The 22,286-nt window shown below is 48.1% G+C and carries 19 protein-coding genes; 6 read left to right on the top strand and 13 right to left on the bottom strand.

The window, feature by feature from the left end; genetic code table 11:
* The 3 genes from EPD17_RS12765 to EPD17_RS12755 form a co-directional block, all read right to left on the bottom strand.
* A complete protein-coding gene (locus tag EPD17_RS12765) occupies positions 1-504 on the bottom strand; it encodes an RNA polymerase sigma factor (protein WP_240040611.1) in 504 nt (167 codons plus the stop codon).
* 106 nt (positions 505-610) lie between these two features.
* Positions 611-1,378 (bottom strand): LytR/AlgR family response regulator transcription factor, encoded by a 768-nt coding sequence (locus EPD17_RS12760; RefSeq protein WP_132054757.1) that lies wholly within the window; start codon positions 1,376-1,378, stop codon positions 611-613.
* Positions 1,375-2,403, bottom strand: a complete 1,029-nt coding sequence (locus tag EPD17_RS12755; protein WP_132054755.1) for a sensor histidine kinase — start codon at positions 2,401-2,403, stop codon at positions 1,375-1,377. Before EPD17_RS12755 ends, EPD17_RS12760 begins: the two co-directional genes overlap by 4 nt.
* 188 nt (positions 2,404-2,591) lie before the next feature.
* Here EPD17_RS12755 and EPD17_RS12750 point away from each other — a divergent pair, with 188 nt between their 5' ends.
* Positions 2,592-3,716, top strand: coding sequence for a serine hydrolase domain-containing protein (locus EPD17_RS12750; protein WP_132054753.1), 1,125 nt, complete (start codon positions 2,592-2,594; stop codon positions 3,714-3,716).
* 56 nt (positions 3,717-3,772) lie between these two features.
* Here EPD17_RS12750 and EPD17_RS12745 read toward each other — a convergent pair whose 3' ends face one another.
* The gene (locus EPD17_RS12745; protein WP_132054751.1) at positions 3,773-5,026 is read right to left on the bottom strand and encodes a hypothetical protein; all 1,254 of its coding nucleotides are present in this window, start codon (positions 5,024-5,026) and stop codon (positions 3,773-3,775) included.
* A 23-nt stretch (positions 5,027-5,049) separates the two neighbouring features.
* Positions 5,050-7,635, bottom strand: coding sequence for a DNA gyrase subunit A (gene gyrA / locus EPD17_RS12740; protein ID WP_114233955.1), 2,586 nt, complete (start codon positions 7,633-7,635; stop codon positions 5,050-5,052).
* 211 nt (positions 7,636-7,846) lie between these two features.
* On the opposite strand from gyrA, the gene EPD17_RS12735 reads away from it, so the two are divergent.
* On the top strand, positions 7,847-8,689 hold the full coding sequence (locus EPD17_RS12735) for a hypothetical protein (protein WP_132054749.1): 843 nt from the start codon (positions 7,847-7,849) through the stop codon (positions 8,687-8,689).
* Positions 8,690-8,872: 183 nt separating this feature from the next.
* On the top strand, positions 8,873-10,297 hold the full coding sequence (locus EPD17_RS12730; RefSeq protein WP_132054747.1) for a saccharopine dehydrogenase C-terminal domain-containing protein: 1,425 nt from the start codon (positions 8,873-8,875) through the stop codon (positions 10,295-10,297).
* A gap of 34 nt (positions 10,298-10,331) precedes the next feature.
* Here EPD17_RS12730 and EPD17_RS12725 read toward each other — a convergent pair whose 3' ends face one another.
* Positions 10,332-11,024 carry an SIR2 family NAD-dependent protein deacylase gene (locus tag EPD17_RS12725; RefSeq protein ID WP_132054745.1) on the bottom strand — a complete coding sequence of 231 codons (693 nt, stop codon included), beginning with the start codon at positions 11,022-11,024 and terminating at the stop codon, positions 10,332-10,334.
* 243 nt (positions 11,025-11,267) lie between these two features.
* On the opposite strand from EPD17_RS12725, the gene EPD17_RS12720 reads away from it, so the two are divergent.
* Positions 11,268-11,630, top strand: a complete 363-nt coding sequence (locus tag EPD17_RS12720; protein ID WP_132054743.1) for a cupin domain-containing protein — start codon at positions 11,268-11,270, stop codon at positions 11,628-11,630.
* 163 nt (positions 11,631-11,793) lie between these two features.
* Here the strand turns inward: EPD17_RS12720 and EPD17_RS12715 are convergent, their stop codons facing one another.
* From EPD17_RS12715 to EPD17_RS12700, 4 genes are all read right to left on the bottom strand, one after another.
* Entirely contained in the window at positions 11,794-13,134 is a 1,341-nt protein-coding gene (locus tag EPD17_RS12715) for a TolC family protein (RefSeq protein WP_240040610.1), read from the bottom strand.
* Positions 13,135-13,213: 79 nt separating this feature from the next.
* Positions 13,214-16,459 (bottom strand): efflux RND transporter permease subunit, encoded by a 3,246-nt coding sequence (locus EPD17_RS12710; protein ID WP_132054739.1) that lies wholly within the window; start codon positions 16,457-16,459, stop codon positions 13,214-13,216.
* Positions 16,460-16,483: 24 nt separating this feature from the next.
* Complete coding sequence (locus tag EPD17_RS12705) at positions 16,484-17,569, bottom strand: efflux RND transporter periplasmic adaptor subunit (RefSeq protein ID WP_132054737.1); 1,086 nt, start codon at positions 17,567-17,569, stop codon at positions 16,484-16,486.
* 143 nt (positions 17,570-17,712) lie between these two features.
* Positions 17,713-18,168, bottom strand: coding sequence for a hypothetical protein (locus EPD17_RS12700; protein ID WP_132054735.1), 456 nt, complete (start codon positions 18,166-18,168; stop codon positions 17,713-17,715).
* 465 nt (positions 18,169-18,633) lie between these two features.
* Between EPD17_RS12700 and EPD17_RS12695 the strand changes: the two genes are divergently transcribed.
* Both EPD17_RS12695 and pncA read left to right on the top strand, forming a co-directional pair.
* Positions 18,634-18,876 carry a hypothetical protein gene (locus tag EPD17_RS12695; RefSeq protein ID WP_114234423.1) on the top strand — a complete coding sequence of 81 codons (243 nt, stop codon included), beginning with the start codon at positions 18,634-18,636 and terminating at the stop codon, positions 18,874-18,876.
* A gap of 72 nt (positions 18,877-18,948) precedes the next feature.
* Complete coding sequence (gene pncA, locus EPD17_RS12690) at positions 18,949-19,554, top strand: bifunctional nicotinamidase/pyrazinamidase (RefSeq protein WP_132054733.1); 606 nt, start codon at positions 18,949-18,951, stop codon at positions 19,552-19,554.
* Positions 19,555-19,759: 205 nt separating this feature from the next.
* Here pncA and EPD17_RS12685 read toward each other — a convergent pair whose 3' ends face one another.
* From EPD17_RS12685 to EPD17_RS12675, 3 genes are all read right to left on the bottom strand, one after another.
* The gene (locus EPD17_RS12685) at positions 19,760-21,187 is read right to left on the bottom strand and encodes an L-serine ammonia-lyase (protein ID WP_132054731.1); all 1,428 of its coding nucleotides are present in this window, start codon (positions 21,185-21,187) and stop codon (positions 19,760-19,762) included.
* A gap of 205 nt (positions 21,188-21,392) precedes the next feature.
* Positions 21,393-21,902 carry an FKBP-type peptidyl-prolyl cis-trans isomerase gene (locus tag EPD17_RS12680; protein WP_114233944.1) on the bottom strand — a complete coding sequence of 170 codons (510 nt, stop codon included), beginning with the start codon at positions 21,900-21,902 and terminating at the stop codon, positions 21,393-21,395.
* A gap of 33 nt (positions 21,903-21,935) precedes the next feature.
* Positions 21,936-22,268, bottom strand: coding sequence for a hypothetical protein (locus tag EPD17_RS12675; RefSeq protein WP_132054729.1), 333 nt, complete (start codon positions 22,266-22,268; stop codon positions 21,936-21,938).
* Positions 22,269-22,286 lie beyond the last annotated feature (18 nt).

The following is a 22,286-nucleotide window of genomic DNA, read 5'->3' as shown; positions in this document are numbered from 1 at the left end:
TTATAAATGTTTAGAAATGTTCGCCCTTAATTTTTCCTTGATCCGCGACAGCTTTGTACCGACATTGCTCACCGAAATGCCGACGATCTCCGCAATCTCATCGTAACTTTTGTCTTCCAGGTACAACACCACAATTGCTTTTTCCAGTAAATTCAGTTCATTAATTTGCGCTTTCAGCATACGCCATTGCTCCTCTTCCCCACCCTGCGGCGCATCGCCGTGTTGCAGGGTTGAATCAATTAATTCCACCGTCGCAACCCTTTTGCCCGCAGCCTTAAGCTGGTAAATAGCCACGTTCATCGCGACCCGGTAGATCCAGGTGCCGATCGAAGACTTTTGTTGAAACGTGTCGAATGATTTCCAAAGTTGGTACAGGATTTCCTGAACCAGGTCATCGCGGTCTTCCGCGCCATTGGTGTACACCGTTGCAATTTTATAGATCGCCGCTTTGTTCACTTCAATAGCCGCTACAAACAATTCTTTTTTATCCACGCCGGTGATCAAGCTTTTGTGCTATGCTATTAGTGTACGATGCGGTAAGAAAATCACAACGACAGCCATATTTTTTTACAATAAATTTTTCGACGGATTGCCGGGACAAATCTTTCGTTCATGCATCCAACCATTTTTTAAATGGCCCCAATTTTTCCTTGCTTACCAACACTTCCCGATCCTGCTGCGGCAACAGCTCCAGTTTTAATTTTCGGTTCAGCAACACTTTGCATTTTTGTACCGATTTGCGTTGCACTAAAAAGGCGCGGTTGGCCCGATAAAAATCCGCCCCATTCAACATGCTTTCCAATTCGTCCAAAGAATGATCGATGAGCATTTTTCGTTTATCCCAGGTAGTTAGGAACACCAGCCGCCCGTCGGCAAAAAAATAAGCGATCTCGTCCACGTCCACCGGGATGAGCCGTAGGCCCATTTTCACCAAAAAACTTCTGCGAAAGGAAACACTTGGGGTGTTTAAGGCCTGTTGTAAACTTTCGCCCTTTTCCGCAAAAAAGCTGGCCGCAAACTGTTCCTGCATGGTGGCAAGTTTGTGCAAGGCTTTTTCCAGATCTTCTTTGCGGATCGGTTTAAGCAAGTAAGCAATACTGTTAGCGCTAAATGCCTGCAGCGCATATTCGTTGTAAGCCGTAGTAAAAATAACCGCACTTTTTACAGCCACCTGTTTGAATATTTCCAGGCTGGTGCCATCGGCCAGTTCAATGTCGGCCATAATGAGTTGCGGCTGCGGATCATTTCCTAAAATGGCAACGGCAGCCCGGATGCTTGGCACAATGCCGGTGATCTCAATCGCCGGATTAATTTCCTGCAGCAACCGCGACAGCCGTTCGGCGGCCAGCGCCTCGTCTTCAATGATGAGGACTTTCATTGATGTGACGGTTTGATTAATGGCAGCTTTACCGTAAAATGTTCGGTGGTTTTAATGATCTCTATTTCCGGCCCATCTAACAGGTGGTATCGTGAAGACAGTCCCGATAACCCAAAACCGGAAGGCTGGTTCGCTCCTGTTTTGGGCTGTATATTGTTGGTCACCACTATGTACTCCACGCCTTTGTTATACATATACAAATTGAGCGGCGCATCGCTGGATACTTCGTTGTGCTTCACCGCATTTTCCACCAACAACTGAAGGCTAAATGGAGGCAAATTGTATTGGTGCACGGATTCTTCTATTTCAATATCGATCTGTAATGCAGTGCCATAGCGGGTTTGCAGCAAGTGCAGGTATGATCTTATAAAATCGAGTTCCGCCGCAACAGTTGCCAGGTGCGCCGTGTTGTTGTGCAGGAGGTAACGGTAAACAGCGCTCATTTCCAGCACAAAGGCTTCCGCTTTTTGCGGGTCTTTGGTAGTTAGCGCACTAAGTGTATTAAGGCTGTTGAACAAGAAATGCGGGTTTACCTTCGCCTGCAGCGAATGCAGCCTTGTTTGAATGTGCTCCTTTTCCAGTTGGTGCCGCTGCTGCTCGGTTCGCACTGATAAAGCATAAGTGTACAATACCTCGTAGGGCGCCATAATCAGCGCACCAATCCAAAAAGACTGGATAAAATTCAGCAAGGATTCAAACCAAAACGAAACTGGTTTGGGCATATAATACCTGCTGATTAAAGTAGAAATCGTTATGAGCACAAAGGTGCCGGCAACACATAGCGCATATGCATACAACACCCGCTTTTTGGTTGCGCTGATGGCGGGAAACTTTCGCCGTGCATAGATCACCAGCATCCTGCCCAATTCGAAATTGAACACCAGCAAAATGATCAAACGAGCCGTGGCGGCCAGCTTATCTGTTGTAACCGGCGGCACCAGTGTTTGCTGGCTGATGATGCTCAGGGCAATCAAAATCACCGGGTTGACGATGCGGATCCAGGTATCTTTTAGCGGGGTTGTCATGCAGTTGTGGTGGCGCTGTTGGCAGATGTTATAGGTAAAGCCACAACTCAAAAGTACAGGTTAAAAAGCGGCCCTGCATCCTGCTGTTGTCCGCTTCACGCTTCATTTTGGCAGCTTCATGCAGGTCTTTTTTTAAGACTGCGTTACATGCTTCAATTTAGCCCTATTAACCATTTAAAACGAATATTATGCTGGCCGCAACCAAAACTTTCTTACTCCTCATTTTCTCAAAAACACCGCTCCTGTTGGCGCTTGTTTTTTCCCAATTCATTGCTGATGCACAACAGCCGCACAAAGGGGCCGACGAGCTGTTGCAACAGATCATGCACAAGGAGCATATTCCCGGGCTAGCTTATGCCGTGATTAAAAACGGAAAAGTGTTACACATGGGCACCTTGGGCAAGGCACATGTTGGGTTAAATGTTCCGGTAACGAAGGAAACAACTTTTCAACTGGCGTCCGTTTCAAAAATTTATTGCGCTATGCTGCTGGGTAAACTCTTTGACGCGGGTCTTTTGCAGCCACAACAAACATTGGGCAACCTGTTGCCGCAGTCGCCAGAGGCATGGAAAGCCATAACCATCCAACAACTGGCGGCACACCAATCCGGTATCAAGATTGCTGACTTTAGTAAAGCTACCGACAGTAAAGGCGCATTTGAACTGGCAGCAAAAATGGATATGGAGTACAGCCCGGGCACAAAAGAAGCGTATGTCAGTTCCGATTACTGGGTGCTGCAACATATTATTGAAACGGTTACAGGTATGCGCTATTTTGACGCGCTTGAGAAATGGGTGTTGCAACCGCTGCAATTACAACATACGTTTGTCAACAATCCAAAAGTTGGAGCGCTTACCGACCTGGATATTGTGCCCGGCCAGGCCCAGGAATATCATTGGTTCAAAGAAGACAGCACGCTGCGCATCAATCAAATGTGGTTTGGCGCCACAGGCTACACCGCCGGCGGTATTTATAGCTCCATTGAGGATATGGCAAAACTGGCAGCGGTGATGGATGCAGCGTCATTTGTATCTGCAAACACCAAACAATTAATCAGCACTCCCCTTGCGCTGGCTGATGGCAAACCCGGGCATTTTGGGTTGGGTTTGATTGTAAATAATGATTACCAGGGCCATAAAATTGTGGAGCATAGCGGTGGCCCGGCGCTGGCCGATTTTGTGCGGTTTGAAAGGGAAGGCCTGACATTCATTGTGCTCACCAACAATCGCGGTGTATATCCCTACCTCGCAAAAAGCCTGGCTACGTTATTCATCAAAGCCTTGAAACAACCGACCGTTCCGGACGGTTATTAATAAAATAAGAAAGGCTTCCCAAGGGGAAGCCTTTCTTATAATTTATCACAACTAGCTTACATGCCTGCTGCTTTCAGACGGTCCTGGTATTGCTTTACCTTGGCTTCGTCTTTCTGCATGCTGTAGTAATCGATCAGCACGTTGGAAACGTTTTTGAAGTTGCCTTTTTCATAACCCTTCAGGTCCTTTTTGCCTTCATAAGCAGTAAAGGCAGTTTCGGCGTAAGGAGTCATGGCAGCCCACATTTGCTTAATTTCTGCAGCGTGTGCTTTGCGTTTGTTGGCATCGGCAGGCGTTGTTCCTTTGATGGCACGCATCGCATCTTCAGTGCGGTAGATTTTCTCGGTCATGTAGCGTACCATCAGGTAGTTGGCATCGGCCGAATTTTGTGCTTTGATGGCAGCTTTGATGGCAGGTTCTACCTGGCCTTCGTAAGTAGCGAAATCCGCAGGCTTGTTGTCGTTTGCAAAAGCATAGTTGAACAATTCAACTGCATAGTTAAAGTTCAGGTAGTAGCTCTCGGGGTTGGCAGTTGCGAGCTCTTTGTATTTAGCAAACAGCTTTGGCTTGTCTTCGCGGAGCGGGCTCAGCTGGGCTTCAAACCAATAGTCGTTTTTAGGATACAATTCTTTACCCAGTGCCAGGTATTTATCGCGGTTGGCAGCATCGCCTTTACGGTCGTAATAGTCCACCAGCGTTTGGTAAATCTCGATGTAGTTATCGGCGTTCAGCTTGGCATCGGCTAGCTTGGTGTAGTACACCATTGCCGAATCTTCCATTTTAGCTTTCAATGCGGTTGCTGCTACGTTCAGGTACAGGTTGGTGTCGAGTGCAGGAAAAGTAATGCCACCATAGCTCAGGTTTTTAGCCTTGATGTATTCCTCTGCATCCAGCGCCTGCTTGAAGTTCTGGAACGAACGGGCAAAGTTCTGCGCATTGTAATCGGACAATGCCGCGTTGTATGCGCTTTCATACACCTGGAACGGGCGAACGTTTTGCTCCAGCGTACCCATTACGTTTTTCGCATCCATTTCGTAATAGCGCTTGAAAGCGGTCATGGCTTCGGAGCGGTTGGTCAGCGATTCGTCCAACTTAGTGCTGTCCATCGCCAACTGCATATAAATCTGCCCTTTGCGATACCAGGCATTGGCGTTGTTCTGATTCTTGGGATCGGCCAGCAGTTTGTCGATGCCATCTTTTGCCTCGGCGTATTTTCCGTCGGCGAGTTTTTTCTCTACGTCGGAAAGTTTCTGGGCAAATAAGCCGGATCCACTGGCAAGCAATAATGCGGATAAAATAAGCTTACGCATTGTTCTTTTTTTTGAATTAATGGTTATGATTGAACTTCTTCTCCTTCAGATGCATTTTCGGCGCCATCGGTTGCGTCGGGGGTAGAAACAGGCTCTGCTCCTTCCGCCAGCACTTCTGCAGCTTCGTCTTCATCCACGTCTATTTTCGTGATCGCTGCAATCTCGTCCTGGTCATCGATGCGGATCAATTTAACACCTTGCGTTGCCCGGCCCAGTTCACTGATATCGGCCACTTTCATCCGGATGGTTACACCGCTCTTGCAGGTAATGATCAGGTCTTCCGATTGCGCTACATCCAGCAGGCCAACCAGCTTGCCGGTTTTTTCCGTAACAGAAATGGTCTTTACCCCTTTACCACCACGGTTGGTGATGCGGTACTCTTCAACCTGTGTTCTTTTGCCGTATCCTTTTTCGCTAACAACCAGAACGGTGCGGTCAGGCGTGCTCGGGTTAACACAAATCATACCAATTACCTCATCCTGCTCATTATCCACTTCAATACCACCTACGCCAATGGCCCCACGGCCGGTATTGCGCACCTTAGCTTCGGGGAAACGGATGGCGCGGCCCGAGGCCACGGCCAGCATGATCTCGCTGTCGCCGTTGGTGAGGCGTGCTTCCAAAAGCTGGTCGCCTTCAACAATGGTAATGGCGTTTACACCGGTGGTACGCGGACGGCTAAAATCGGCCAGCGCAGTCTTTTTAATCACACCGCGTTTGGTACACAGGATGATGTTGTGGCTGTTGATGTAATCGGCATCCTGCATGTCCGGGATGTCGATGATGGCGCGGATCTTATCATCCGGCGACAGCTGCAGCATGTTTTGAATAGCCCTGCCTTTGCTGTTCTTTTCACCTTCGGGGATCTGGTACACATTGAGCCAGTAACAGCGCCCTTTTTCTGTAAAGAACAACATCGTGTGGTGCGTGGACGCAACAAACAGGTGTTCGATGTAATCCTCTTCGCGGGTGCTGCTGCCACGGGCACCGCGGCCGCCGCGTTTCTGCGAACGGAACTCGGTGGCGGAAGTACGTTTAATATAACCAAGATGTGAGATGGTGATCACCACATCTTCTTCTTTGATCAGGTCCTTGATGCTTACTTCGTTGTCGAGGTAAGAAATCTCGGTTTTGCGGGCATCGCCAAATTTGTCTTTTACTTCCTGCAGTTCGGTCTTGATCAGGTCGTAGCGCATGCCTTCGTTCGACAACAACTCTTCCAGGTGCGCAATCAATTTCATCAGCTCATCGTACTCGGCCTTGATCTTGTCGCGTTCCATACCGGTCAGGCGCTGGAGGCGCAATTCAAGGATGGCCTTTGCCTGGATCTCATCCAGTCCCCAGCCCGCATTCACGAGGGCTTCGCGGGCCACATCAGGCGTTGCCGATGCGCGGATCAATGCAATCACTTCGTCGAGGTGATCGAGGGCAATGAGGTAGCCCTGGAGGATGTGCGCTTTTTTCTGTGCTTCGCGCAGCTCGTACTTGGCGCGGCGCACCACCACTTCGTGGCGAAACTCTACAAACTCCGAAATAAGGTCGCGGAGGTTGAGGATCTTGGGGCGCCCTTTTGAAAGGGCTACGTTGTTGATGCCGTAGCTGGTTTGCAGCTCGGTGTATTTGTACAACTGGTTGATCACCACATTGGCAACGGCGTCCCTTTTAAGGTCCATTACAATGCGGGTGCCTTCTTTTTTGTTTGATTCATTGTTGATGTGGGCAATGCCTTCAATGGTCTTGTCGGTAACCAACTGACCGATGCGGTCGCAAAGGGCATCGCGGTTTACCTGGTACGGCACTTCCGTAACAATGATCTGTTCGCGGCCGCTGGGCTTGGTGTCCACATGCATTTTGCCGCGCAGCACTACCCGGCCGCGGCCAAATGTAAAGCCAGCCTTCACGCCTTCCATGCCGTAGATGATGCCACCGGTCGGGAAATCAGGCGCTTTTACATACTGCATCAACTCATCGATGGTGATGTCGCGTTTGTCGATATAGGCCAGGCAGCCGTCAATCACCTCGCTTAGGTTGTGCGGCATCATGTTGGTGGCCATACCTACGGCAATACCGCTGGAGCCATTGATGAGCAACTGCGGAATGCGGGTTGGCAGTACGGTAGGCTCTTCCAGCGAATCATCGAAGTTGAACTGGAAATCGACTGTTTCCTTGTCAATGTCCTGCAACATGTACTCGGTGATGCGCTCCATTCGGGCTTCCGTGTAACGCATGGCAGCCGGGCCGTCGCCGTCCTGGTTTCCAAAGTTACCCTGCCCATCGATGATGGTGTAGCGCATGCTCCAGTCCTGGGCCATACGCACCATCGCATCATACACAGAACTGTCGCCATGGGGGTGGTATTTACCCAAAACCTCACCCACAATACGGGCGGATTTTTTATGGGGTTTTCCGTGGTACATACCCAGCTCGTTCATGGCATGTAAAATGCGCCGGTGAACGGGCTTGAATCCATCGCGAACATCGGGCAGTGCACGGCCTACGATTACCGACATCGAATAGTCGATATAAGCCGTTTTCATCTGCTCTTCAATGTTTACCGGTATAATGCGGTTATTATCTTGTGTTTCTTGCGGTTGAAGATTTTCTTCCATGCGTTATTGGTGCTTAGAAAAAAGCGGAATTTAAGCTTGCAAATGTACCCTTTTTAGGCCTAAAAACCTGACGGGCTGCGGTGCATTTACCCACATTTGGCCACCCTTTGGCCCAAGTAGTTGTTAAGATTTTTTTACATCTGTTCCGGATCGTTTTCCGCATAGGCATAGTATTTTCTATTTATAAGTGTAGCAATAAAAGGGAGGTGTTATGAACAGCGTGGGAATTGTTTGGCACCAAAAGGGCCTCAAACTGTTGAACGACCTATTTTCCAAAAAAGGAAACAGAACGCCAGCGGCGCCAACTGCTGCACCGGAAAAGCCGCCGCCACTGGTTTATGTGGCGCTACCCCGGAAAAGCCGAATCAAAGCGGCACATGCTGTTTCCTTTCTTTTTGCCCCATCGGGCAATGTGTACACCCAACTCCCCCAGCCCCGCCCCGCATACGCCCATGCTCCTGCGACTAAAAAATGGGGGAAAACAATCTGGCAACTACTACCCATTGCAGTACTCATCGCAACCATCTTCGCATCCATCGGCATGTTGCGCATTTTAGTGGAAGGCGTTCAATTTGCAGAATATTACCCGGCCGGATACATCAAAACACAGAGTTGGCGCGGCGGTGCCGGTCCCGCCCCACAGGATGCCGTCAAAACCGAATATCAGAATGCCTTGACCCGCGAAATGGTTTCGGCAATGGATACCAGTGCAACCAAAGTGGCGGCGCCGGCGAAAAAGAAAAAAGCAAAGACTGATGCCCGCATCCAGGTAACCGCATCCAAATACCAGTCATCGGTAAAAAAAGGCTTGCATAACCTGAAACTTAAAGTCGTGAACGGGACGCCGAACACGCTGGACAAAGTGGTGGTGGCTGTTGATTTTTTTGGCAAAAAAGGCAAGCTGCTGCAAACCGAATTGTATGCCACGCCGCCGGTAGGCCCACACCAGGAACGGGTAATTACTATTCCTGAAGGCACTCCTGGAATAAAAGTAGCTTACCGCATTCACGAGGTGCGTTCGCGGAAACATGTAACGCAGCTGTATAGTTTGTAAAAAGATTTTGCTGTAACATAACAGGAGGTCTCCAATCGGAAGTGTTGTAATCATTCTGCTCCTGGCTTACTGTAACATTTACATTCATTCGTTGGTGTAAACAGCTAATGCAAGTCGCTGCGTAGTTAGTCTATTGCATCTGCCCAATGCCCGTTTGCTTATATTCGGGGCAGATTCTTCAGCATGAAAAATATCCTTCTTTTTGGCGCAGGCAAATCATCCACGGTTCTAATTCAATATCTGCTGCAACAATGCGACCAACACGGCTGGCAATTGACTGTAGTAGATGCCAATAGAGAACTGGCTGCGCAAAAATTAGGTAACCATGTTAGCGGACGTGCACAGGCATTTGATGTGACCGCTACGCTTGACCGGATGGCTGCCATTGCCGAAGCTGATCTGGTTATTTCCCTGTTGCCTCCTTCCCTGCATTTACTAGTAGGAAAAGATTGTGTGGCAGCCGGTAAAAACTTGCTCACGGCTTCATATATCGATACGGGCATTGAGGCGTTGCGGACGCAGATTGAAGCTAAGGGGTTGTTGTTTTTATGCGAAATGGGCCTTGATCCCGGCATTGATCATATGAGCGCTAAAAAGCTGCTGGATGACATTGCGGCAAGGGGCGGAAAGGTTACTTCGTTTTATTCGCACTGCGGTGGATTGGTAGCACCGAAAAGCGACGACAACCCGTGGCATTACAAAATAAGTTGGAACCCGCGCAACGTGGTGATGGCCGGGAAAAATGGCGCTATTTTTCGCAAAAGCGGACAGACAGTACAATGGCCCTACGAGCACTTGTTTGCAGAAGAACGGCCAGTGAAAATTGAAGGCATTAATTACTGCTGGTATCCCAACCGCGATTCGCTTCGATATATTCCTATTTACGGCTTGGACCAATGCGCTACGTTTATCCGAACCACCCTGCGCCACCCAGATTTCATATTTGGCTGGAAGCACCTCATTGAACTGGGCCTGACCGATACAGAAACGATGTATGATACCGGCGGCTTGAGCCTGCAGCAATTTTTCCAGCAACATTTTCAGCGGGTGCATTTTGATCAATGGCTGCAAACAAAACTGGTGCACCACCTGGCGGCGCAGGATAAGATTTTGGAAGAAGGGTCATTTAGCAACAACGAAATGCAAGCTAATGCTGTGGAGGTTGCAGAAAGAGTGCAGCAAGTATTGTATCGTTCCGGGCTACTGCTCGACCAACTTTCGTGGCTGGGCATTAAAGACGGGCAAACGATGATCAATAAAGGACGCTGCAGTGCAGCGGACGTGCTGCAATTGGTACTGGAACAAAAGCTGGCGCTGCAACCGGGCGACCGCGACCTGGTGGTGATGCAACACGAAATAATTTATGAACTGGACGGCCAGCAACACAAAGTCACCAGCGCACTCTACCTTGAAGGGAAAAACGATGCGCATACTGCCATGGCTGCAACCGTTGGCTTGCCATTGGGCATTGCTGCAACATTTATGCTTCAAGGTAGATTGCCTTTAACCGGTTTGCATATTCCAGTGATCCCAGAGATATATGAACCGGTGCTTTCAATATTGGAACAAGAAGGCATATTATTCAAAGAATCAGAACGGGTGTTATAAACAAAAGCAATGATTATTAAAATTATTGCCTTTACTAAACCAACGCAGCAAGTCGTTTTGATAGCTCTGCTACACCAGAAGTTGCCGGTGATTCAATGCTGGTCAGGTGCGGCATCCGGGCAACATACGGAATGCTTTTGTCGACGATGAATTTCGGGATGTGTGCCGGTGCATAATCAACCAGTCCGGCTGCAGGATACACAACCAGCGACGTACCTACTACCACAAATATTTCGGCCGCACGAACCAACTGCGCAGCCGGTTCAATCATCGGTACCGCTTCTTCAAACCAAACAATATGCGGCCGCAGTTGTGCGCCGTCTTCTGCCCTGTCGCCCATGTTAATATCACCGGTAATTGGATAGACAAGGTCTTCGGAATGCTCACTGCGCATTTTTAAAATCTCGCCGTGCAGGTGCAACACTTTTTCCGACCCGGCCCGTTCGTGCAGGTCGTCGATGTTTTGTGTGATGATGTGTACATCAAAGTGGGCTTGCAATTGCGCCAACCCATAATGTGCTGCATTGGGCGATGCTTCCAACACGTTTCGTCGGCGCATGTTGTAAAACTCCTGCACCAGCGCCGGGTTGCGGCGCCATGCCGTTGCGGTGGCTACCTCGTTGATGTCGTATCCTTCCCACAAGCCATCAGAATCGCGGAAAGTTTTCAAACCACTTTCTGCACTGATGCCTGCGCCGGTAAGCACTACAAGTTTCTTTTTGAACATGATGGGTTGAGGGTTTTTGGGTTCACTTGTTCACGGGTTCACAAGTTAGGAATACAAAATGTAAATGAGATAATGGGTGTATTCATCAACAATCGAGATTGTGATTCTTGCATTAACCGAACCCTTACTTTCTTTGACCTAGAAACCATAGAAAACTATTCGCGTAGGTTCGGCATCAAACTCGTGAACATGTGAACCCGTGAACCACGGAACTTGTTAACTTCAAACACTAAACCTGCACCGATGCCTTATTTTGTACAAAACAATCCATTCATTGTACCGACCACCGACGGGAAATTGATTGAAGAACACGCGGGCCTGGCCAGCACGGGCACGACACAATTGAGCATAGCCCGCATGGTGGCACCGCCACACTGGGGCGAGCCTTTTCAAACACCGGAATTTGATGAATACACGCTGGTGAGCAGCGGCCGTAAACAAATTGAAGCCGATGGCGACACCATTGTGCTCGAAGCAGGCCAAAGTATTTTGATACAAAAAGGCACAAGGGTTCGCTACTCCAATCCTTTCGACGAACCATGCGGCTACTGGAGTGTTTGCCTGCCGGCTTTTAATATTGAAACCGTGAATCGTGAAGCAGAGTAAAAACTGCGTTTGAAGGTTATTATACTATGTTTAGTTTCAAGAAATTGCAAGCCAACACTTGAGATAAATTGACAATCTTTTCATTGACCTTTTCAAGCAACGCTAAATCCAATAAATAAAAAAAATTGGCTGGCCGCTAGACCCGGCCAGCCAATTACATCACTTATTTCCAACCGCCTCCTAAAGCCTTGTAAATATTCACTTTTGCATTCAATTGCTTGGCCTTGATCTCTACCAATTCCATCTTCGATTCCAGCGCTTCCCGTTGCGTCAGCAACACTTCGCTGTAATCGGCGCGGGCCGAATTAAACAGGTTGTTGGCAATGTTGATCGACTGCATCAACGCCGCTACTTCCCTTCGCTTCGTGTCGTAGCTTTTTGCCGAAGTCTCGATCTTGGAAAGCTGGTTCAATACATCAACATAAGCATTGATGATGGTTTGCTCATATTTATACACCGCCTGCAGTTGCTGTGCATTAGCAGTATTGTAAGCCGCATTGAGTGCATTTTTGTTTATGAGTGGCGCCATAAGGTCGCCAGCCAAGTTGTAGAGCAACGATTCAGGATTGACCAAATAAGCTGCATTGAAAGCCTGGAACCCAACGCCTGCCGAAATGCTCAATGAAGGATAGAAATTTGCCCGGGCAACTTTTACATCCAACTTAGCCGCCGCCAGCTCGTACTCAGCCTGGCGTATATCCGGCCGGTTCACTAACAGCTGCGACGGAATGCCTACCCGGATGGAATCAATCTTCAAATCATTGAACAATTTAGACGACCGCAATACAGGCTGCGGAAACCGCGCTGTGAGGTAATTAATACGGTTCTCTGCTTCCACGATTTTCTGCCGGATCTCGTATTGATAGTTTTGCGTTTTAAGCAGCTGCGCTTCAAAGCGATTGACGGCTAACTGCGTCACCCGCGCAGCTTCTTTCTGCAGCCGCACTGCTTTCAAAACATTGGACTGAATATCGGCACTTTGCTGAACGATCTCCATTTCATTGTCCAACGCCATCAACTCGTAATACGCGTCTGCGATCTCCGCGATCAGCTTGGTCACCGCAAAGTTTCGGCCTTCCCTGGTGGCTAAGTACCGCATGATTGCTGACTGCTGTGCATTGTGCAACTTTTTCCAAATGTCCACTTCCCAAGTGGCGGTTGCTCCGAGAAAGAAATCCTGCAATGGCTCCGGAAAACGGGTGCCTTTTTTTATTTCCAATTGCTCCTCCAATGCGCCAAACCGGGTGTACTTGCCGGCTTTTTCTACACCGGCGGCGCCACCAATTCTTGCAGATGGCAGGTACTCGCCCCGCCTCGATTTTACTTCGGCTTTGCCAATCTCAATTTCCTGTAACAGAATGTTGAGTTCCTGGTTATTGTTTAGCGCAGTATCAATCAGTGCACTTAAATAATCATCCGCAAAGTAGCTGCGCCAATCAATATCAGCAACCGAAACGGTGTCAACTGAATTAAGGTATTGTTCCGGAACGGTAGTGTTCTCCACCTTAACGGCTTTTTGCGTTGGTGCACATCCCCATAGCAAGAGCATGCTTGCTACAAGCCCGAGTAATTTATATAATGATTTAGTTTGCATTGTTCATTCTTTTACGTTTTGCTACTTTCATGAGCAAGCCCATTCGCTGCATTTTTTTCAGCCATGAGGCTTCCGATCCGCGTTCAACAAAATCTTCGGTGAGCGGGTTTTCATCTTCGCCCTGGATCAGTTGCTGACCTTCGGCCCAGGTACCAAAAATGTAGTACAACCCCGGCACAATGATGACGCCGAACAGCGTGCCCAGCAACATACCGCCCAGTGCTGAAGCACCAATGGTTTTGTTGCCAACAGCACCTGCACCGGTGGCACGCACCAGCGGCACTAGGCCCGCGATGAACGCAAACGAAGTCATCAGGATGGGACGGAAACGTGTCTTTCCACCTTCAATTGCAGCTTGTAATACCGTTGCGCCTTTGTTGTGCATTTGCACGGCAAATTCAACAATCAATACCGCGTTTTTACCCAGCAAACCAACCAGCATGATCATGCCGATCTGCGCATAGATATCGTTGGCCAGCCCCATTATTTTCAGCAATAGGTAGGCGCCAAAAATGCCCGCAGGTAACGACAGCACCACAACCATGGGCAGCAGGAAGCTTTCGTATTGCGAAGCCAAAACCAAGTACACAAAAATCAATACGACCAGGAAAATATAAATGGCTTCATTGCCCCTGCCGGCTTCGTCGTACGACAAGCCTTCCCAGGCAATGCCATATCCGTTTGGCAGTGTTTTTTCCGCCACTTCTTTAATCGCCGCAATAGCATCACCCGTGGTGTAGCCGGCGGCGGGCAAACCGCGGATGGAGGACGAGGTGTACAAATTGTACCGGGTAATCTCGTTCGGCCCCTGTGTTTTGCGCAGCGTGGCAAATGTGGAATAAGGCACCATTTCTTCCCGGTTGTTTTTTACATACAGGTTCAAAACATCCGATGGCAGCTTGCGGTATTCCGGCCCCGACTGCGTGTACACTTTGTAAAACGTATTGAAGCGGGTGAAGCCCTGCTCGTAGGTACTACCAATAAGAATGTTCAGGTTTTCCATGGCAGCACCAATCGACACGCCTTTCTGCATCGCTTTTTCATTGTCGATCACGATCTCGTACTGCGGGTAATTTGCCGCGTAAAAAGTAAACAGCCCGGACAACTCTTTGCGTTTTTTCAACGCCTCCATAAACTCCGTGTTGATCTTGTCAAACTCCTGGTAGTCTACAGTGCTGTTTTTATCCAGCATGCGCAACGAAAATCCATCCGAAGAACCATAACCAGGAACTGCAGGTGGCTCAAAAAATTCAACCACGGCACCGAGGTCTTTTGATTTTTCTTCCAGTTCTTCTACGATCTCTTTTACCGAATGTTTTCGATGCTCCCAATCTTTCAGATTGATCAAACAGGTACCGGCATTCGATCCGCGACCTTCTGTCAATATTTCATAACCTGCAAGTGATGTAACGGACTGGATGTCGTCGATTTCTTCGGCGATGTCTTGCAGTTGCCTTGAAATTTCGTTGGTCCGTTCCAGCGTACTGCCCGGCGGTGTTTGCACAATGGCATAGATCTGCCCCTGGTCTTCGTTCGGGATAAAGCCCGAAGGCAGCGTTTGGTTTATTTCAAAAATGCCAAAGCCAAACATCAGCAACAATCCGAGTGTGATCAACCGTCGGTTAGCGATGCGCTCCAATAGGTTTGTGTATCTGCCGGTAAGCCGCTCAAAATTTTGGTTGAACCAATCAATGAAAATGCGCACCGGGGTTCGCTTCTTTCGTTTTCCATGATTGTTTTTCAAGATCATGGCGCAGAGCACCGGCGTTAAGGTTAACGCCACTACACCTGAAAGAATAATTGCGCTGGCCATGGTGATGGAAAATTGCCGATAGAACACTCCCACAGGACCAGTCATAAATGCAATGGGAACAAAAACCGCCGTCATTACCAACGTAATCGCAATGACAGCGCCGCTGATTTCGCTCAGCACTTTTTTAACTGCATTGATCGGGCTTAAATGCTCTTCTTCCATCTTGGCGTGTACGGCTTCCACCACCACAATGGCATCATCTACTACCACACCAATGGCCAACACAAGCGCAAAAAGCGTAATGAGGTTGATGGTCAGTCCAAACAATTGCATGAACATAAACGCACCAACCAGCGACACAGGCACTGCTATGATCGGTATCAGTGTTGAGCGCCAGTCGCCCAGGAAAATGAACACAACCAGGGCCACAAGGATAAACGCTTCGATCAGCGTATGCATTACTTTTTCAATGGACGCATCAACAAACTTTGAAACGTCGTAATTGATCTCGTAATTCATGCCGGCAGGAAAATCCTTTTTCAGTTCCTCCAGCTTTTCCTTTGTTTTTTCAATGACCGTGCTGGCGTTGGTGCCGCTGTTTTGTTTTAAAACAATCGACGCAGACGGGTGGCCGTCTTTGTTGGAATAAATGTCAAAAAATTCGCTGCCCAATTCTACATTCGCCACATCTTTCAGCCGCAATAATTCACCATCGGGGTTGGCCCTGATGATGATGTTTTCATATTCTTCGGGCTTATTGAATCTGCCCTTGTAGGTCAATGTGAATTCAAGCGACTGCGCTGTTTTTCCCGAAGCTTGGCCCAACCTTCCCGGCCGGCCGATGATGCTTTGTTCGTCCATCGCTTTCATCACTTCTTCGGTCGACACATTATAGGCCCGCATCCGGTCGGGCTTGAGCCAGATACGCATCGCAAATGTGCGGCTGCCCAATATTTGTGCACGCCCCATCCCGCCAATGCGCTGCAGCTCCGGAATAATGTGCACGCTGGCGTAGTTGTACAGAAATTTTTCGTCCACCTTTTTAGCGGTGCTGTACAAGTTCACGTACATCAGCATACTTGGCTGAATGGGCGTAATCACAACGCCTTCACGCTGCACCAGCGGCGGCAGGTTGTTCATGATCGCATCCACCCGCGTTTTCACATTCACTACGGCAGCGCTGGGGTCGGTGCCGGGTTCAAAAACAATCTGGATGGTAGCTTCACCTGCGCTGGTTGCATCCGACGTGAGGTAAAGCATTCCCTGCACGCCATTGATGGCGCGTTCCAGCGGTATTAAAGTTGATTCGACCAACACATTGGCACTGGCACCAGGATAGGCAATAAATATATTGACCCGCGGTGGGGCAATGTCGGGGAATTGAGAGACCGGTCTTGTGGTGATGGCCAATATTCCGAGAAATACAATGGCCAGCGAAACAGAAATGGCAAGAACCGGGCGCTGTATAAATTTGCTAAACATGCTTTTGGTTTTTGGTTCTTGTAATTACTCTGCTTTCAGGTCTTGCATCTCTTCGATGATAGCGTTGAACGGTTGCTGTTCGTAGTGAATTTGGTCACCGTTCTTCACTTTACGAATGCCCTCGACCAGTATTTTATCAGTTGGTTTTAATCCCTCTGTGACCACGTAAATGTGTGGCAGTTCCTGTTGAATGGTAATTTCCCGGGCAACAACTTTATTGTCCTTATTCACCACATACACATACTTTCTATCGAGGATTTCAAACGTGGCTTTTTGCGGAATCAACAAGGCGTTTTTCAATGCGGTAGGCATCAGGATGTTGCCGGTTTCGCCGTGGCGCAGGATGCGGTTGGGATTGGCAAAAGTGGCGCGGAAGGCAATGTTGCCTGTTTCGTTATTGAAATCGGCTTCAATGGTTTCAATCACACCTTCCTTATCAAACAGCGCATTGTTGGCCATTTGCAGCTTTACATTCACCGGCTTGTCGGCCGTTTGCTGGGTGGCGAAGTTGAGGTATTCCGTTTCCTGCACATTGAAGTACACCCATACTTTATTATTGTCCGACAAAGTGGTGAGCAGTTCGCCTTCGTCCAACAAACTACCAAGGCGTACATCGTTAAACTTGCCGATGATGCCATCGAATGGTGCCCTGATTTGCGTAAAACTTAGGTGCGCTTTTGACAAATTCAGTTCAGCTCTTGCTCTTTCCAGCCTGGCCCTGCCTAAAGCCAATTCATTTTTCGAAACAATATTGCTGTCCGCGAGCAGCTTGGTGTTTTGATATTCTACTGCAGCCGTTGTCAGTTCGGCCTGCGCTTTCTGTGCTTCCGCCTGGTACACTACCGGCATTATTTGGAACAAGAGCTGGCCTTTCTTTACGGCCTGCCCTTCGTCCACATATATATTTTGCAAATACCCTTTTTCCAATGTGCGCAGTTCGATGTGTTGAATGGAGCGGATCTGCGATACATATTCCTGGTAAATGACTGTATCCTTTTGTTGTGGGCTGGTTACAATAAATTTTGTGGCTTCTTCTTTGTGATGTTCGGCTTGCTTGCAGCTGGCCATAGCAAATGCAGCCAGGCAAATGATGGAGAACGACTTTCCCATAAAATGTTCGTGATTTTTTAAAGAAGGGTATGGAACAGAAATGACTTCTGGTTCCTAAAGCGAATAGACTAGTAGGTACATGAATGGCTGCTTAAATGCAGGTGTGCATTAAGGCTTGATTAAGCAGTTGTTGCATCAAAAAATCAGAATAGAAAACTCTTCCAGGAGCAGTGCAGGATAAAAAGCGGAAGCGTTTCTAAATGCTGTACCGAATGCGTAACTACAGAAGGTTTGGATTCTTCCGAGTAGTCGCTTAAAGCGAGAAATGCCCGATGACAGGTTTTCCAAAAATCATCCGGACCATCTTCGGTTTCGTCTAACCCTTGTTCGGTGTTCTGATCGTCCGGTTCATCCGAATCGTTGGAATCTTCTGAAACGGGATCAATTGGGTCGATGTTGAAAAATGGAACGCTACTGTCGTTCAGCGTTACTTTCGAACCTTGGAACTGTCCGGCGGTTTGGTTGTTGCTTGCATCGGCGTGGTAAATAGAAAGTTCAGCAAGAAGCAACAAAGAAATAAAAACGGGAAGCGCCTTTCGCTCCTTGATCCACAGCCAGCTATGGTGCACCAACTTTATGGTTTTCCGTTTCAGGTTCATTCGCGCAACAAATGTAGCAGAAATCCATAATGCCGGGGTAACGGTGTTTTTAAATTATGTTATAAATACCTTTTATCTATGATGAACGGCTTTATTTGGTCGGTCAACACTCTTTTGGTAACGCATGTTTCGGCCTATCTGTGCGCTGGGAAATCAATTTCATATATAAGATTGAGTTTGTAACGATTGATTTAATTTGACATCATGGGCCGGTCATCGTTGCACATACGTTTTATTTTATATAAATCAGATATGAGATTAAAAATAAAGGGTACAAAAACAACTGGCGGCGTATAAAAAACTAAATGAAGCAGTTTGGGCAAATGACCTTGTGATAAAATTTCATCAAGGACCGATTACTGTTGATTCAAAATTTCTGTCCACTGCTCGTCAACTGTTAATGGTTTTAAATGGGCGTTTTAGTTTGGACCCCTTTTTGTAGCCAGAATTGAAAAATCGAACACTATGGCAGAACAACGTTTTGAATTACTGGTAGACAAAGTTCCTTACCAAATCACCGCAGAGCCGTTTACGTTCAATGAGGAAACAAGGTTTCGCGTAACGTACAACGGCAGCGACGAGCATATAATGGCGTACGATACTTCATTAGGCAGGTTTGCCGCCATCGACGATGATGCCGGCACCATCCCCGATACCGTGGAGCGGGCCATTGCCGAAAAGCTGGCCGGTGGCCGCACTTATGCATAAAACAAAAATGCCCGGCGATCCCGGGCATTTTTGTTAGCACTTTATTTCACCATTCCTTTGTAAAAAAAGTATATGCGGGCCTTAATTGTTGTAGATATTCAACCCGATTTTTTACCGGGCGGTGCGCTGGCCGTACCGGGCGGTGACGAAGTAATTCCTTTAATCAATTCGTTGATGCCGCAGTTTGACCTGGTGGTAGCCACGCAGGATTGGCACCCACCGCATCATGGCAGTTTTGCCTCCAGTCACCCCGGCGCAAAAGTTTTTGACACGACTGATTTGCACGGCTTACAGCAAGTGCTTTGGCCGGACCATTGTGTGCAGGAAACGCCCGGTGCGCAATTAGCTAAAGAATTAGATACGACACCGATTGAGGCTATTTTTAGAAAAGGCATGGACCCGCAGATTGATTCCTACAGCGGGTTTTACGACAATGGCCACCGCAAGGCTACAGGCCTTTCGGGGTATCTAAAGGAAAAAGGTATTAAGGACGTTTTTGTATGCGGGTTAGCGGCTGATTACTGTGTGTATTTTACGGCAATTGATGCATTGCGTGAAGGATTCAATACGACGATTATTGTGGATGCAACGCGGCCGATTGATGCAACGGGCTTTGAAACGGCGAAGACAGAATTAGTGCAGAAAGGCGGGCATATTATTGCTGCACAATTTGTGTAGGTTTTTTGCTCCTGTTGTCGCGAGTTTACGGGATATTTTTTTACTTTCTTTCGTGTCTGCTATATGTGGGCTCAGATGCTTCGCTGCGCTCAGCATGACAGAGCGAAGGTTACTTGACTTAGAAGATTATCTTTTTTACGATGGCGTAAGCTTCAGAGTACAATGAAAAATAACTGCAAGCGTTTCCTATACCTTGCATAGACATTTAACACTCACTTAAACTGAGCGGGATGTTGACGGCAAGGCCGCCTTCGGCGGTTTCTTTGTATTTGCTGTTCATATCTACAGCAGTTTCCCACATAGTATCGATTACCGCATCCAGAGAAACTTTTGCAAAATCGGGGCTGCTTTGTAGTGCCAGTTGCGATGCAGTAATAGCCTTAATGGCACCCATGGTGTTGCGTTCAATGCAGGGCACTTGCACCAGTCCGCCAATCGGGTCGCAAGTCATGCCCAGGTGGTGTTCCATAGCAATTTCGGCTGCCATCATTGCCTGGCGTTGCGTGCCGCCCATTACTTCGGTCAATGCTGCCGCAGCCATTGCAGAAGAAACACCGATTTCTGCCTGGCATCCGCCCATGGCTGCAGAAATTGTCGCACCTTTTTTAAAAATGGAACCGATCTCCGATGCGGTCAGTAAAAACTGCAGCGCCTTTTCTTCCGTAGCGCCGTCCATGAATGCAATGTAATAATGCAACACCGCTGGAATAACTCCGGCAGCACCATTAGTGGGCGCTGTTACCACGCGGCCAAACGATGCGTTTTCTTCATTAACGGCCAGTGCAAAACAACTCACCCAATCGAGGATGTATTGAAACGAATTGCCGCCGGCACGAATAGCATCGATCCATTCGTTATAATCATTGTATATTTTTCCCCGCAGCAATTTTTTATTGAGGCTGGCGGCCCTGCGTTGCACATTCAGTCCGCCCGGTAAAATGCCATCGGTATGACAGCCCCGATAAGTGCATTCCTGCATCACCTTTAAAATTTGTTGCAGGCCGCTTTTCGTTTGCCCTTCACCACGCCAGGCGCCTTCATTTTCCCAAACCACTTCGTGTATGGAAAGACCGGTTTTGCGGCACCAGTGCAGCAAGTCGGCAGCGGTATTAATGGGAAAAGGCAGCTGCACCGGGTTGGCCACACTATGCTCCCCTTCTTCCACAACAAAGCCGCCACCAATTGAATAATATGTTGCGGCAACTTGCCGTCCGTCGGAAAAATCCGCTAAAAAAGTAAGTCCATTCGGATGATACGGCAGCGACTCAGAAAAAAGAAATTGAAGATGTTGTGGCGGATCAAAATGAATGGAATGGGTACCGCCTAAATCGATGGTCTGTTTGTGGTTGATTGTTGCAACTCGATCATCAATGGAAGCAACATCCACGGTTACCGGGTCAAGACCACATAAGCCCAACAACACCGCTATATCAGTGCCGTGGCCTTTGCCTGTTTTAGCCAACGAGCCATACAACAACACCTGCACTTGTTGCACGCCTGTAAGCGTTCCGTCGGCTTTTTTTAATGTTTCCAAAAAGCGCAGCGCAGCACGCCACGGCCCCAAAGTATGCGACGATGACGGCCCCACGCCTACTTTAAACATATCAAATACGGAGATTGCTTCGTGTGCCAAGTGCTACAGGTTTGGCCAAAATTAATACTTCAAAGTGAGCTGAATATGAAATGAAAGTTTAAACAATACCAGCACTGAATGACGGTGATGTGTCTATTTAATCCACGATAGATTGAACGGTTGATCAGAACGTGATGCGTTTTATATAAAATAAAAAAGCACTATTGCTAATTAGCAATAGTGCTTTCAAAAAAGTATTGATTGATTAGTTTACCACGCCGTCCAGCTTCACTTCAAAAACAGTGATGGAGTTAGCCGGGATGATTACGTTGCCGTTGCGATCGGTTTGTGGCGCAGCACCGTACCCAAGTGTTGGCGGAATATAGAGCTTCATGCCGCCACCCTGCTTGATCTTGGGCAGGCCATTTACCCAGCCGCGGATCAGGTTACTCAGTTCCCAGTAAGGAGTCGAAGTTTCGCTTTTATCAAACACGGTACCGTTGGTGAGCATGCCTTTATAGCGAATGGAAACGCCGGAACATACACCCGGTGTGGCGCCGGTGCCTACCGAATCAATTACATACATCAGGCCGCTGCAGTGCTCTACATAGTTGGTGATGTTGTTGGTCGTCAGGTATTCTTTTACAGCCTGGATTTCGGCCGCAGGTGCTTTAAGGGCACACTCATCGTAGTTGCAATTTCTTTGGGGTTCTTCGTTCTTCAGGCACCCTGCAAGTGTTGCAGCAATGGCAAGGGTCAGCAATGTTTTCTTCATCAAGGATTATTTGAAAGGTTAAGACGCTTCTTTTTAGGAATGCGCTGCACCGGCAGCTTTTTCTTTTTGCTTTAATTCCTGGTAGCGTTGTTCGTTTTGCTCCCATTTATGCCGGCTCGAAAAAACGGTGATGAACACAGAAATGGCCACCACGGCAATAACAACGGTGTACATAAATGACGCATTACCCCGCGCCACCATCTCCGCTTTTTTATTCCAACCCGAAAAAAGGTTGATAAAAATAGCCACTACCATCAGCACGCCCAACGGCAGGCCAATGCTGAACTGGCGCAAAAACTTTTTTTTGTTGTTGCGATTGGCTTCCCAATACTCCAAAAAATCCTGTTCCTGTTTGGTTAGCGGCATGTGCTTATTTTATGCCTT

The organism is Pseudocnuella soli (genome assembly GCF_004347775.1).
GTDB lineage: Bacteria > Bacteroidota > Bacteroidia > Chitinophagales > Chitinophagaceae > Flavisolibacter > Flavisolibacter aquaticus.
This window is presented reverse-complemented; position numbering and strand designations above follow the sequence as displayed.